Source organism: Nocardia sputorum (genome assembly GCF_027924405.1).
Taxonomy (GTDB): domain Bacteria; phylum Actinomycetota; class Actinomycetes; order Mycobacteriales; family Mycobacteriaceae; genus Nocardia; species Nocardia sputorum.
The window spans coordinates 5,713,181-5,726,337 of the sequence record NZ_AP026978.1; the positions used below are offsets into that span (position 1 = coordinate 5,713,181).

Here is a 13,157-nt window from a genome sequence, read left to right on the forward strand (position 1 = left end):
AGGTCAGCGGTTGGTGAACTTCGCCGGACGCTTCTCGACGAAGGCGCTCATGCCTTCCTTCTGGTCCTCGATCGCGAACAGCGAGTGGAAGACCCGGCGTTCGAAGCGCAAGCCCTCGGCGAGGGTGGTCTCGAACGAGCGGTTCACCGCTTCCTTGGCGATCATGGCGACCGGCAGCGACATCGACGCGATGGTCTCGGCGACCTCGAGAGCGGTGTCCAGCAGTTCCGCGGCGGGCACGATCCGCGAGACCAACCCCGCCCGCTCGGCCTCCTCGGCATCCATGTTGCGGCCGGTGAGCACCAGGTCCATGGCCTTCGCCTTGCCGATCGCGCGGGTCAGGCGCTGCGAGCCGCCGATGCCGGGGATGACGCCCAGCTTGATCTCCGGCTGTCCGAACTTCGCGGTGTCGGCCGCGAGCAGGAGGTCGCAGATCATGGCCAGCTCACAGCCGCCGCCCAGCGCGTAGCCCGCCACCGCGGCGATGGTGGGCTTGCGGAACTGCGCCAGCCGGTCCCAGCGGGCGAAGTAGTCGTCCATGAACATGTCCATGTACGACTTGGGCTGCATCTCCTTGATGTCGGCGCCCGCCGCGAAGGCCCGCTCCGAGCCGGTGATCACGATGGCCCCGATCTCGTCGTCGTGCTCGAGCTCGTCGAGCGCGGCGATGACGTCGTCGAGGACCTGCGCGTTCAGTGCGTTCAGCGCCTTCGGGCGGTTCAGCGTGATCCAGCCGACCCGGCCCTTGCGTTCCAGCAGAATCGTCTCGAAGTCGGGCCCGCCCGTCGCCCGGCCCCCGCCTCCCACGGAATCGCTTTGCGATGCGCTCATTCTTCTGCACCCTCACGGTCGGAACGGTCACGGATATCGGTGACGATAGCGGAGAAGTCCCGCCCCGCGTCCGTCTGGTTGAAGCGGTCGTAGATCGTGGCGGCGAGCAATCCGAGCTGCCCGTCGACGTTGTTCTCGCGCAAGGCGTTCGCGGCGAGACCGAGGTCCTTCGACATCAGCGCCGTCGCGAAACCGGGCTGGTAGTCGTTGTTGGCCGGACTGGTCGGCACCGGGCCCGGGACCGGGCAGTAGCTGGTGAGCGCCCAGCTCTGGCCGGAAGCCGTCGAGACCACGTCGAAGAACGACTGATGGCTCAGCCCCAGCTTCTCACCCAGCACCAGCGACTCCGACAGCGCGATCATCGACACGCCCAGCAGCATGTTGTTGCAGATCTTCGCCGCCTGGCCGACGCCGGAACCACCGCAGTGCACCACCTTGCCGCCCATCACCTCGAGCACCGGCAGTGCGGCGGCGAAGTCCTCGGCGGCGCCGCCGACCATGAAGGTCAGCGTGCCCGCCGCCGCGCCGGCGACGCCGCCGGAAACCGGTGCGTCCAGTGCGCGGTGCCCGGCGGCGGTGGCGCGTTCGGCCGCGACCTTCGCGTCGGCCACGTCGATGGTGGAGCAGTCGATGAACAGCGTGCCCGGCGCGGCGGCCGGAAGCAGCTCGGCGTACACGTCGAGGACGAGTTTGCCGTTGGGCAGCATGGTGATCACGGTGTCGGCCTCGGCCGCCTCGGCGGCCGAACCGGCCACCGTCGCGCCGTCGCGCTCCGCCTGTTCCCGCGCCGCGGGCACCGGGTCGAAGGCGAGCACCTCGTAGCCCGCCCGCACCAGGTTGGCCGCCATCGGCCCGCCCATGTGGCCGAGGCCGAGGAATCCGATTCGCTTGCTCATCACGCCACCTCCGGGGTCACCAGACCCAGCTCTCGATCGCCCAGCTCGGCGAAGTATGCGTCCACCTGCGCGTCCGTCACCGCCTCGAGCGTCGCGGGCGACCATCGCGGATTGCGGTCCTTGTCGATCACCTGCGCGCGGATGCCCTCGATCAGATCATGCGACGACAGGGAGGCGATGGAGACCCGGTACTCCTCGTTCAGCACCGCCTCCAGGCTCGGCGCGGTCCGCGCCGCACGCAACGAGCGCAGCGTGACCTTCAGCGCGACCGGGGATTTCGCCAGGATCTCGGTGGCCGCCGCCCGCGCCTCGGGAGACTCGTGCGCCCGCAGCCGCGCGACGATCTCCTCGACGGAATCGGCTCCGTAGCACTCGTCGATCCAGCTCTGCCCGGCCGCGAGCGCGGATTCCGGTGCGTCCGTGGCGAACTTGGCGATCGCGATGTCGGCGCTCTCCGTGCGCAGCGTCTCCAGTAGGGCGGGCAGATCCTCCGATGCGACGAAGTAGTCGGCGAAGCCCGCCGCGATGGCGTCGCCCGCGCTCATGCGCGCGGTGGTCAGCGCGACGTGCGTGCCGATCTCGCCGGGCGTGCGGGCGAGCAGGTAGGTGCCGCCGACGTCCGGGACGAAGCCGATGCCGACCTCGGGCATGCCGATCTTGGACCGCTCGGTGACGATGCGGTGGCTGCCGTGCCCGGAGAGCCCGACGCCGCCGCCCATCACGATGCCGTCCATGATCACCACGTACGGCTTGGGGTAGCGGCCGATCAAGGCGTTGAGGACGTACTCGTCGCGCCAGAACCGCCCGGTAGCCGAATCCGCCGTGTTCGCACCGTTTTTCGCGTCGGCGTGGATCGCGACGATGTCGCCGCCCGCGCACAGGCCGCGCTCCCCCGCACCGGTGACCACGACGGTGCGCACCGAGTCGTCCTCGGCCCACTCGCGCAGCGCCCCGGTGATGGCCAGAGCCATCGAGTGATTCAGCGCGTTGATGGCCTTGGGCCGGTTCAGCGTGATCAGGCCGAGCCCGTCGCGCCGTTCGAGCAGAACGTCGTTCATGCTGTGTCCTTTCCGGCATGAGCGGGGCCCTGCGTGGTCACGCTGCGCTGCCGCCTCCGGGCCTGACCGCTCATGCCGTATCCGATTCCGGCATGAGCGGGGCCCTCCGTGGTCACGCTGCGCTGCCGCCTCCGGGCCTGACCGCTCATGCCGTGTCCGATTCCGGCATGAGCGGGGCCCTGCGTGGTCACGCTGCGCTGCCTCCTCCGGGCCTGACCGCTCATGCTGTGTCCGATTCCGGCATGAGCGGGGCCCTCCGTGGTCACGCTGCGCTGCCGCCTCCGGGCCTGACCGCTCATGCCGCTCCTACCAGTGCGCGGGCGACGACCACCCGCATGATCTCGTTGGTGCCTTCGAGGATCTGGTGCACGCGCAGATCCCGGACGATCTTCTCCAGGCCGTACTCGGCCAGGTAGCCGTAGCCGCCGTGCAGTTGCAGGGCCTTGTTGGCCACCTCGAAGCCCGCGTCGGTGGCGAAGCGCTTCGCCATCGCGCACAGCTCCACCTTGTCCGGCGCGTCGGCGTCCAGCGCCGCGGCGGCCCGCCACAACAGCGTGCGGGCGGCCTCCAATTCGATGCGCATGTCGGCGAGGTCGAATTGCAGCGCCTGATTGCGCAACAGCGGTTTGCCGAACGCGTGCCGCTCGGCGAGGTACGGCACCGTCTTGTCCAGTGCCGCCTGCGCGCCGCCGACCGAGCACGCGGCGATGTTGAGCCGGCCGCCGTTGAGCCCGTTCATCGCGATCCGGAACCCGTCGCCTTCGGCGCCGAGCAGGTTGGCGGCCGGGACCCGGGCATCGGTGAAGATCACCTGACGGGTCGGCTGCGCGTTCCAGCCCATCTTCTTCTCGTTGGCGCCGACGGAGACGCCGGGGGTGTCGGCGGGCACGATGAACGCCGAGATCCCGCGCGCCCCCGCGTCACCGGTCCGCGCCATGACGACGTAGACGTCGGTGGCGCCCGCGCCGGAGATGAACTGCTTGGCGCCGTTGAAGACGTAGTCGTCACCGTCGCGAACGGCCTTGGTGCTCAACGCGGCCGCGTCGGAGCCGACGCTCGGCTCGGTGAGCGCGTAGCTGGCCAGCAGTTCCATCGCGGTCAGCCGGGGCAGCCAGCGGTGGCGCTGCTCGTCGTCGCCGTAGCGGTCGATCATCCACGCCGCCATGTTGTGGATGGAGATGTAGGCGGCGATGGCCGGGCAGCCGGTGGCCAGTTGCTCGAAGATGCGCACGGCGTCGAGCCTGCGCAGCCCGGAACCGCCGACGTCCTCGCGCACGTAGATGCCGCCCAGGCCGAGCGGGCCCGCCTTGCGCAGCACGTCCACCGGGAAATGTTTCTGCTCGTCCCATTCCAGCGCGTTGGGGGCGAGGAATTCGTCGGCGAAGCCGCGCGCGGTGTCGCGGATCGCCTTCTCGTCGTCGTCGAGTGCGAACATCCGCGTCAGTCCATCGTCGGGATGACGAACGCGTTGCTCTCCTTGAGTCCCGCGGGCCAGCGCTGCGTCACCGTCTTGGTCTTGGTGTAGAAGCGGATCGAGTCCGGGCCGTGCTGGTTCAGATCGCCGAAGCCGGAACGCTTCCATCCGCCGAAGGTGTAGTACGCGATCGGCACCGGGATGGGCACGTTGATGCCGACCATGCCGACCTGCACGCGCGCGGCGAAGTCGCGGGCGGTGTCGCCGTCGCGGGTGAAGATCGCGACCCCGTTGCCGTACTCGTGCTCGTTGGCCAGCCGCAGACCCTCTTCGTAGTCCTCGGCGCGGACCACGCTGAGCACCGGACCGAAGATCTCCTCGCGGTAGATCCGCATCTCCGGCGTCACCTTGTCGAACAGCGTCGCGCCGACGAAGTAGCCGTCCTCGGCGCCCTCCACGACCAGGCCGCGACCGTCCACCACCAGTTCGGCGCCCTCATCGACGCCGATCTGGACGTAGTTGTTCACCCGGTCCACACCGTCGCGCCCGACCAGCGGCCCGTAATCGGCGCCCGGGTCGTCGGACCGGCCGACGTTGAGCTTGTGCACCCGCTCGGTCAGCTTGGCCACCAGGCGGTCGGCGGTCTCCTCGCCGACCGGGACGGCCACCGAGATGGCCATGCAACGCTCGCCCGCGGACCCGTAGCCCGCGCCGATCAACTGGTCGGCGACGTCGTCGAGGTCGGCGTCCGGCATGACGATCGCGTGGTTCTTCGCGCCGCCGAAGCACTGGGCGCGCTTGCCGTTCGCTGTCGCGGTCTCGTAGATGTACTGCGCGATCGGGGTGGAGCCGACGAAGCCGACGGCCTTGATCCGCGGATCGTGCAGCAGCGTGTCGACGGCCTCCTTGCCGCCGTTGACCACGTTGAACACACCGGGGGGCAGACCGGCCTCGAGGAACAGCTCGGCCAGCCGCAGCGGCACCGAGGGGTCGCGCTCGGAGGGCTTGAGCACGAACGCGTTGCCGGTGGCCAGCGCGGGACCGGCCTTCCACAGCGGGATCATGGCCGGGAAGTTGAACGGGGTGATGCCCGCGACGACGCCGAGCGGCTGGCGCATCGAATACACGTCGATGCCGGTGCCCGCGCCCTCGGTGTACTCGCCCTTGAGCAGGTGCGGGATGCCGGTGGCGAATTCGATGACCTCCAGGCCGCGCTGGATGTCACCCTTGGCGTCGGCGATGGTCTTGCCGTGCTCGGAGGACAGCAGGGCGGCCAACGAGTCCATCTCGTCCTGCACCAGGGTCAGGAACTTCATCAGCACGCGCGCCCGCTTCTGCGGGTTGAACGCGGCCCACACCGGCTGCGCCGCCTCGGCGTTCGCGATGACCGCCTCGACCTCGGACTTGCTCGCCAGCGGCACCCGCGCCTGGACCTGACCGAGATTGGGATCGAAGACGTCGCCGAAGTTGCCGGACGTGCCCGGCACATGCTGCCCGCCGATGAAATGGGTGAGTTCGCGAACCATGCCAGTCCTGTTCTCGTAGCGATCGGAACACCGCGGTGCGGTATGCGGTCATCCTATAGTTGGACGTCCAAGTATCAGCAATGGCGCAGGGTCGATGTGATTCATCCCACGCCGTCCCCAGGTGAAGGTTCCGATGCGCCTCCGGCCCGCCCAGGCGGCTCAGCGGTACAGCCTCCCCAAGAGGTAGCCGAGCCCGACGTCCCCGATCCGGCGCCACCGCCCGATGGCCGCCTGCGCGGTCGGCGGAGCCATCGGTTCGTTCGCCACCTACGGCTTCGGCACGGGAACGGCCGGATCGCCTTCCTTCTGCCGCCGCGGTCGCGCCAAACGGAACGCGCCCAACGCCAGCGTGATCGCGCCGATCACCACGACCACCGCCGCCGCGCCGAGCGAGTCGCCGGTCCAGTCCGAGACCGCCTCCCCCGCCGCGACCGCGATGGCCACCCCGCCGCCGATGACGAGCACCGCCGACCGCTGGGTCGCGTACAGCGCGAAGCAGACCACGGCGATGAGCGCCGTGATCCCGTAGGCCCAGATCCGGCCGTCGATGTCGAGGGTCTGCGCGGCCGCGACGGACGTGACGATCGCGACCAGGTAGCCCACCCGGACGTCGATCAACGCGCCGACCCGAGTCAGCGCGAACCACGTCCCGCCGAGCACCAGCACCGCCACACTGCCCCAGTTGTCGTCGAGACCGAACACCTCTGTCGCCAGCCCTGCCACGGCAGCGGGCACGAAGCAAGCGCAGACCAGCAGTCCGACCACCGTGGGCAGCGCCAGGTAACCGAGTACGGCGACCACCGCTCCCGCCGCACAGGCGAACACCCACGCGGCGTCGGTGCTCGCATGCTCGAGCGCGGTGCCGACGGACCCGGCGAGCGCGACGGATCCGAGCGCGAAGAGCACGGCCGCCAGCCTCGCCCGGGCACTGCTCGCGCCACCGGTCGGCACCCGTGCCAGCAGAACGCCCCCGAGCAGCAGACCGGCCGACACGACGGCGAGCACTCCCACCCGGACCGGCCGGTCGAGCGCATCCCAGGACGACGCCGCGACCAGGGCGATCCCACCGAACAGCAAACCGGCGCCGACATACGAGGCGATCTCGGCGAGCACCTTCCCGCGCGCCACCGCCGCCGCCCGCTCCACGGCGAGCGCCGCGAGCACCGCGTCGGCTTGGTCGCGGGTCAGCACGCGCTCGGCGACCAGCCGCCCTACCGCGGCATCCGCCCTGTCGTCGCTCACCATGGGCCCAGTATGTCCGAGTCGGCCGCCATGACAACACAATCGGGCGGAGCCCGGTATCGGCACGGACACCTCCGTCTGGTGGTCACATCGAGGCGCGCACACCCAGCTGGGCGCGCGCGTCCCAGGTCGACCGCTACCGAACAGCCGTCCTCCGCTGACCCGGAACCGCACGGCAGCAGTGGCGCGAACCACCCCGCGGCGACGGCTGGCGATGTGATGACAGTCACCGTACGATTAGTTTGACGTCCTAGTATCGGGCGACAATGGAATCCCCGGAGGAGTCCCGTGGCCGACAGCAGCGCGCTCTACACGCCCACCCACCCCGTTCGCTTCGTCACCTCGGCGGCCCTGTTCGACGGGCACGACGCGGCGATCAACATCATGCGCCGCATCCTGCAGAGCCAGGGCGCGGAAGTGATCCACCTCGGCCACAATCGCTCGGTCAGCGAGGTGGTCGACGCCGTGCTCACCGAGGATGCCCAGGGCGTCGCGGTCAGCTCCTATCAGGGCGGCCATGTCGAGTATTTCGAATACCTCGCCGACGCGCTGCGCAAGGCCGGGGCCGGGCACGTGCGGATCTTCGGCGGCGGCGGTGGCGTGATCGTGGCGGAGGAGATCGCGCGACTGGCCGAATCCGGCGTGACCATCTTCTCCCCCGAGGACGGCCAGCGACTCGGCCTGCCCGGCATGATCAACCAGCTGATCCGCGCCTGCGACATCGATCTCGCGGCCGAGCCGCCTGCGGCGGACGCGGTGCTCGCCGGCGAGCGTGCCGCCTTGGCGCGCGTCATCACGTGCCTGCAAGCGGACGCGCTGCCCGAGGCCGACCGGCGGAAGCTGGCCGAGGCCGCGGCGGCGCGAACCGTGCCGGTGCTCGGCATCACCGGCACCGGCGGCTCCGGAAAGTCCTCGCTCACCGACGAATTGGTGCGCAGGTTGCGGTCGGATCAGCAAGACAAAGTGCGCGTCGCGATCCTCGCCGTCGACCCGACCCGGCGGCGCGGGGGCGGCGCGCTGCTCGGCGATCGCATCCGGATGAACGCGCTCGATGGCGAGCACGTCTTCTTCCGTTCGCTGGCCACCCGCGGTGGACACGAATTGCCGGACAACATCGACCTCATCGTGGCCGCCTGCAAGGCAGCGGGATACGACCTGATCATCTTGGAGACGCCCGGCATCGGTCAGGGCGACGCCGCGGTGACCGACCACGTCGACGTGTCGATGTACGTGATGACGCCCGAGTTCGGCGCCGCTTCCCAGCTGGAGAAGATCGACATGCTGGACTACGCGGACGTGGTGGCCATCAACAAGTTCGAGCGCCGGGGGGCCGCGGACGCGCTGCGCGACGTGGCCAGGCAGCTGATCCGCAACCGCGAGGAGTTCCACGCCGCGCCGGAGGACATGCCGGTCTTCGGCACCAGCGCGGCCACCTTCAACGACGACGGGGTGACAGCGCTCTATCAGCACCTGACCGGGTTGCTCGCCGGACACGGCCTGCGGCTGGAGCCCGGCGCGCTGCCACGGGTGGACACCCGCACCTCCACGCGTTTCGCCCAGCTCATTCCGCCCGCGCGGGTGCGCTACCTCGCCGAGATCGCCGAGACCGTGCGCGGCTACCACGCCGAGACCGCCGCCCAGGTCGCCGCCGCGCAACGGCTGCAACGCTTCGAGCAAGTCGCGGCCGAGCTGCCCGCCGACACCGCGGTCGCCGAACTCGCCGAACGTGCCCGCGCCGACCTGACGCCCGCGAACGCCGCGCTGCTGGCCGAGTGGCCCGCGCTCGCCGAGTCCTACCGGGGGAAAGAACAAGTGGTCCGGGTGCGCGACCGGGAGATCCACACCCCACTGCGCCGGGAGACGCTGTCCGGCAACTCCATTCCCCGCGTCGCCCTGCCCCGCTTCACCGATCACGGAGAGCTCCTGCGCTTCCTTCGCGCGGAGCACCTGCCCGGACGGTTCCCCTTCACCGCCGGGGTTTTCCCGTTCAAACGGGACAACGAGGACCCGGCGCGCATGTTCGCCGGCGAGGGCGACCCGTTCCGCACCAATCGCCGGTTCAAAGTGCTCAGCGAGCATTCCGACGCGAAAAGGCTGTCCACGGCGTTCGACTCGGTGACGCTCTACGGCCACGACCCCGCCGAGCGGCCCGACATCTACGGAAAAGTCGGCACCTCCGGCGTATCGATCGCCTCGCTCGACGACATGAAGGTGCTCTACGACGGATTCGATCTGACCGCGCCGAGCACCTCGGTGTCGATGACGATCAACGGCCCCGCGCCGACGATCCTGGCCTACTTCCTGAACACCGCGATCGACCAGGCGCTGGACCGCTTCGCGGCCGAGCAGGGACGGCCGCCGACCGACGCCGAGGCCGCCGACGTGCGCGCCCGCACCCTGGCCACGGTGCGCGGCACGGTGCAGGCCGACATCCTCAAGGAGGACCAGGGCCAGAACACCTGCATCTTCTCCACCGAGTTCAGTCTGCGCATGATGGCCGACATCCAGGAATGGTTCGTGCGCAACGGCGTGCGCAACTTCTACTCGGTGTCGATCTCCGGCTACCACATCGCCGAGGCGGGCGCGAACCCGATCAGCCAGCTTGCCTTCACCCTGGCCAACGGATTCACCTATGTGGAGGCGTATCTCGCGCGGGGTATGCACATCGATGACTTCGCGCCGAACCTGTCGTTCTTCTTCTCCAACGGGATGGATCCGGAGTACTCGGTGATCGGCCGGGTGGCCCGCCGCATCTGGGCGATCGCCATGCGCGACCGCTACGGCGCCAACGAGCGATCGCAGAAGCTGAAGTACCACATCCAGACCTCCGGACGGTCGCTGCACGCGCAGGAGATGAACTTCAACGACATCCGCACCACGCTGCAAGCGCTGATCGCCATCTACGACAACTGCAACAGCCTGCACACGAACGCCTACGACGAGGCGGTCACCACCCCGACCGAGGAATCGGTGCGCCGCGCGCTGGCCATCCAGCTCATCATCAACCGGGAGTGGGGGGTCGCGATGAACGAGAACCCCTTGCAAGGCAGCTTCCTGGTCGACGAACTCACCGATCTGGTCGAGGAGGCGGTGCTGGCCGAGTTCGAGCGGATCAGCGAACGCGGCGGCGTGCTCGGCGCGATGGAGACCGGCTACCAGCGCGGCAAGATCCAGGACGAATCGATGCGCTACGAACAGCGCAAGCACGACGGTTCACTGCCGATCATCGGCGTGAACACCTTCCGCAACTCCCATGACGAGCCGCGCCGGGAGCTGGAGCTGGCGCGCGGCACCGAAGCGGAGAAGCAGTCCCAGCTGCGGCGGGTGCGCGAATTCCAGCAGCGCAACCGGGACGCCGCCCATGCCGCGCTCGCCCGGCTCGAAGCGGTCGCCCGCACCGACGACAACATCTTCGAGGTGCTCATGGAGGCGGCCCGGGTGTGCACGTTGCAGCAGATCACCGACACGTTCTTCACCGTCGGCGGACAGTATCGCCGCAACGTGTGAGCCGTGCGCGTGCAGGCTCGGTCGGTGTCCCGGCACGGCCCGGCTCACGCTCGCGAGCCGGGCCCGCCGCACGCATCGCCGAGCGAGACGGCTGCTGCGGATTCCGGGCCCGCCGCGCGCGGGCATGTGACAATCGCCGAGCAAACCTTCGGCGCGGTTGGGATGGCAGGTATGGACCTCTCGGGTATTCGGATCATCGACGCACACATCCACCAGTGGGACCCGTTCGCCACACCGCGGGATTTCAGCGCGTTGGCGAAACTGTTCCGGCTGCTGCCGGTTCCGGTGGACGCGGCGAAGCGGCTGGCCCCGCGGCGGGACCGCGAGTTCGTCGGAGATCCGGTCGCCTACCTGCGGCCCTACCTGCCGTTCGACTACCGCGCCGATGCCGGGAACGCGCCGATCGAGGTGATCGCGCACATCGAAGTCGAATGGTCGCAGCCGGGACCACTGGGGAAGGCCGGGGAGACAGCCTGGGTGGCCGGGCTGCCGCTGGAGGCGGCGCCACGGCTCGGCGCGATCCTCGCGGGCGGCGACCCGGCGGACCCCGGGTTCGCGGACCTGCTCGACGCACACGCGGCCGCCTCACCGCTGCTGCGGGGTATCCGCACCATGGTCGCGCACCATCCCGATCCCGGCGTGCGATCGTTCACCGACGCCCCCGGCAAGCTCACCACCAAGGAATTCCTCGACGGCTTCGCGCACCTGGCCGAGCGCGGCCTGTCCTTCGAGGCGTGGGTGTACTCGCACGCCATCCCCGACGTCACCGCGCTGGCCGAACGGTATCCCGAGGTGCCGATCGTGCTGAACCACCTCGGCACGCCCGCGGGGATCTTCGGCGCGGTCGGCAAGCACACCGGCAGCAATCCGGGACTACGCAGGCAGCTACTGGTGCGGTGGCGCGACGATCTCGCCGCACTGGCCGCGCGCCCGAACGTGGTCGCGAAGGTCAGTGGGCTGATGATGCCGATCCTCGGCCATCCGATCCCCCCGCGGGGCACGCCGACGCCGGTGCCGCAGCTGCTCGACCGGATCGGCCCGCTGGTCGAGCACGCCGTGGACGTCTTCGGCGCGGACCGTCTCATCTGGGGTTCCAACTTCCCGGTGGACAAGCCCGTCACCAGCATCGCGAACAGCATCGAGGCGATCGCGACCGCCGTCACAGGCCACGGCGGCGGACCCGCCGAACTCGAGCAGATTTTCCGGACCACCGCGCAGCGCGTGTACCGGATCGCGGACTGACCCGGTTGTCGGTGCCCAGGGCTGGCATTCGCCGCGTGAAAGCCACCGGCACGTTCTCCATGAGTTCCTTCGTCCCGACCGAGGTGGTGCCCGATCCCACGATCACCACCGCGTTGCCGGTCGGCGTCGCCCTCATCGCCAAGCAGTTCAGCGGCGCGATCGAAGGCCGCTCGTCCACCGTGTTCACCGCCGCGTTCGACCAGGCCACCGGTGTGGGCAGCTACACCGCGATGGAGTCGTTCGAGGGCACGCTCGACGCAGCCGCGGGCGCCTTCAATTTCCTGCACGTCGCGAGCACGAGCGGCGCCGACCGCACGAACGAATTCTGCGTGATCGTGCCCGGCAGCGGCACCGGCGACCTCGCGGGTATCACGGGTACGGGCGGACTGCATGTGGATGCCGACGGCACACACCACATTTGGTTCGACTACGAATTGTGAGTCGCCCGGGCCAGTTGCGCGGTGAGAGTATCGCGGGCAGTCGCCAGCGACGGCCCGTACCAAGTGAGGGCGCGACCCTCGACCAAGGCGACCGGGATATCCGGAAAGGCTTCCGGCCCATCAGTTTCGGTGAAGGCATAGGGTTCGTCGGGCAGTACCGCGAGCTCGACGCCTTCGATCAGCTCGGCCTCCGTGACGCGCGGATAGCGGTCGGGTCGATCGGCGTGCACCAGCCGCAGGCCCAAGCGGTGTGCGATGTCACCGGTGAACGTGTTCCGTCCGACCACCATCCACGGGTTCCGCCAGACCGGGATGACGGCGGCGCGCGCCGGTTCGGGAGGTGCTGCCGCCCAAGCGGACCGGGCCTCGGTGAGCCAAGCCGGGATGTCGACGCCGAGCGCCTCCGCGCAGAGCCGGGCGAGGGAGACCATGGCCTGCTCGACGGTCTCGATCTCGGTCACCCACACCGGAATTCCCGCCGTACGCAGACGTTCGACGTCGAGGCGACGGTTCTCCTCTTTGTTGCACAGCACCAGGTCGGGGGCGAGTTCGATGATGCGACGGACATCCGGATTCTTTGTGCCACGGACGCGTTCGACCGCCAGATCGCCTGGATGCGTGCACCATTGCGTGGCGGCGACCAAGACTTCCGGACACGTCCGCGCCACCGCCTCGGTCAGTGATGGGACGAGCGACACCACCCGGCGCGGGGGCGTTCGCAGATCCACCGGCGTACCGAGGTCGTCGCGGGGCGGCCGGGCCGCTGGGCTCCTTCCTGCCACGCTGTCAGCCTATAACAGGAGATTTGCGCAGGTGGGCTCGCTTTTCTCGACTCGGCGGCGGTGGGTGCGGCGATCCGGCGATGTGAGGTGACGGTTCGGCAAGTTCGGCGCAAGGGCAGCGTGCGGGCGTTACTGGGGCAGTTCCGCATCGGGTCGCGCGGCGCGAGACTGGATAGCGGCACCCGGCGTCGGGAAGTCTCCGGTCCCTTCGCTCCGCCG

General features: G+C 69.5%; 10 protein-coding genes. 3 read left to right on the plus strand and 7 right to left on the minus strand.

Annotated elements, in window-relative coordinates; all coding sequences use genetic code 11:
• Nucleotides 1-3 precede the first annotated feature (3 nt).
• The 6 genes from QMG86_RS25835 to QMG86_RS25860 all read right to left on the minus strand — a co-directional run bounded on the left by QMG86_RS25835 (nucleotide 4) and on the right by QMG86_RS25860 (nucleotide 6,970).
• Entirely contained in the window at nucleotides 4-831 is an 828-nt protein-coding gene (locus tag QMG86_RS25835; protein WP_281875251.1) for an enoyl-CoA hydratase, read from the minus strand.
• The gene (gene mmsB / locus QMG86_RS25840) at nucleotides 828-1,727 is read right to left on the minus strand and encodes a 3-hydroxyisobutyrate dehydrogenase (RefSeq protein WP_281875252.1); all 900 of its coding nucleotides are present in this window, start codon (nucleotides 1,725-1,727) and stop codon (nucleotides 828-830) included. Before mmsB ends, QMG86_RS25835 begins: the two co-directional genes overlap by 4 nt.
• Nucleotides 1,727-2,785: an enoyl-CoA hydratase/isomerase family protein gene (locus tag QMG86_RS25845; protein ID WP_281875253.1), complete on the minus strand. Its 1,059-nt coding sequence runs from the start codon at nucleotides 2,783-2,785 to the stop codon at nucleotides 1,727-1,729. The genes mmsB and QMG86_RS25845 overlap by 1 nt, the downstream gene beginning before the upstream one ends.
• Before the next feature lie 295 nt (nucleotides 2,786-3,080).
• Nucleotides 3,081-4,220 (minus strand): acyl-CoA dehydrogenase family protein, encoded by a 1,140-nt coding sequence (locus QMG86_RS25850; RefSeq protein WP_281875254.1) that lies wholly within the window; start codon nucleotides 4,218-4,220, stop codon nucleotides 3,081-3,083.
• A 5-nt stretch (nucleotides 4,221-4,225) separates the two neighbouring features.
• On the minus strand, nucleotides 4,226-5,725 hold the full coding sequence (locus QMG86_RS25855) for a CoA-acylating methylmalonate-semialdehyde dehydrogenase (RefSeq protein WP_281875255.1): 1,500 nt from the start codon (nucleotides 5,723-5,725) through the stop codon (nucleotides 4,226-4,228).
• 267 nt (nucleotides 5,726-5,992) lie between these two features.
• Nucleotides 5,993-6,970, minus strand: a complete 978-nt coding sequence (locus tag QMG86_RS25860) for a DUF2157 domain-containing protein (protein ID WP_281875256.1) — start codon at nucleotides 6,968-6,970, stop codon at nucleotides 5,993-5,995.
• A gap of 285 nt (nucleotides 6,971-7,255) precedes the next feature.
• On the opposite strand from QMG86_RS25860, the gene icmF reads away from it, so the two are divergent.
• The 3 genes from icmF (at nucleotide 7,256) to QMG86_RS25875 (ending at nucleotide 12,156) form a co-directional block, all read left to right on the plus strand.
• Nucleotides 7,256-10,474 (plus strand): fused isobutyryl-CoA mutase/GTPase IcmF, encoded by a 3,219-nt coding sequence (gene icmF, locus QMG86_RS25865; RefSeq protein ID WP_281875257.1) that lies wholly within the window; start codon nucleotides 7,256-7,258, stop codon nucleotides 10,472-10,474.
• A gap of 171 nt (nucleotides 10,475-10,645) precedes the next feature.
• Nucleotides 10,646-11,716, plus strand: a complete 1,071-nt coding sequence (locus QMG86_RS25870) for an amidohydrolase family protein (protein ID WP_281875258.1) — start codon at nucleotides 10,646-10,648, stop codon at nucleotides 11,714-11,716.
• A 59-nt stretch (nucleotides 11,717-11,775) separates the two neighbouring features.
• Nucleotides 11,776-12,156, plus strand: coding sequence for a DUF3224 domain-containing protein (locus tag QMG86_RS25875; RefSeq protein ID WP_281875259.1), 381 nt, complete (start codon nucleotides 11,776-11,778; stop codon nucleotides 12,154-12,156).
• Here the strand turns inward: QMG86_RS25875 and QMG86_RS25880 are convergent.
• Nucleotides 12,144-12,938, minus strand: coding sequence for a helical backbone metal receptor (locus tag QMG86_RS25880; protein WP_281875260.1), 795 nt, complete (start codon nucleotides 12,936-12,938; stop codon nucleotides 12,144-12,146). The two genes, QMG86_RS25875 and QMG86_RS25880, sit on opposite strands and share 13 nt — an antisense overlap.
• Nucleotides 12,939-13,157: the final 219 nt, after the last annotated feature.

Excerpts from the sequence above, each read along its gene's own strand:
- QMG86_RS25855 (WP_281875255.1), bottom strand. The coding sequence starts at position 5,725 with ATGGTTCGCGAACTCACCCATTTCATCGGCGGGCAGCATGTGCCGGGC.
- QMG86_RS25875 (WP_281875259.1), top strand. The coding sequence starts at position 11,776 with ATGAGTTCCTTCGTCCCGACCGAGGTGGTGCCCGATCCCACGATCACC.
- QMG86_RS25845 (WP_281875253.1), bottom strand. The coding sequence starts at position 2,785 with ATGAACGACGTTCTGCTCGAACGGCGCGACGGGCTCGGCCTGATCACG.
- QMG86_RS25850 (WP_281875254.1), bottom strand. The coding sequence starts at position 4,220 with ATGTTCGCACTCGACGACGACGAGAAGGCGATCCGCGACACCGCGCGC.
- QMG86_RS25860 (WP_281875256.1), bottom strand. The coding sequence starts at position 6,970 with ATGGTGAGCGACGACAGGGCGGATGCCGCGGTAGGGCGGCTGGTCGCC.
- QMG86_RS25870 (WP_281875258.1), top strand. The coding sequence starts at position 10,646 with ATGGACCTCTCGGGTATTCGGATCATCGACGCACACATCCACCAGTGG.
- mmsB (WP_281875252.1), bottom strand. The coding sequence starts at position 1,727 with ATGAGCAAGCGAATCGGATTCCTCGGCCTCGGCCACATGGGCGGGCCG.
- QMG86_RS25835 (WP_281875251.1), bottom strand. The coding sequence starts at position 831 with ATGAGCGCATCGCAAAGCGATTCCGTGGGAGGCGGGGGCCGGGCGACG.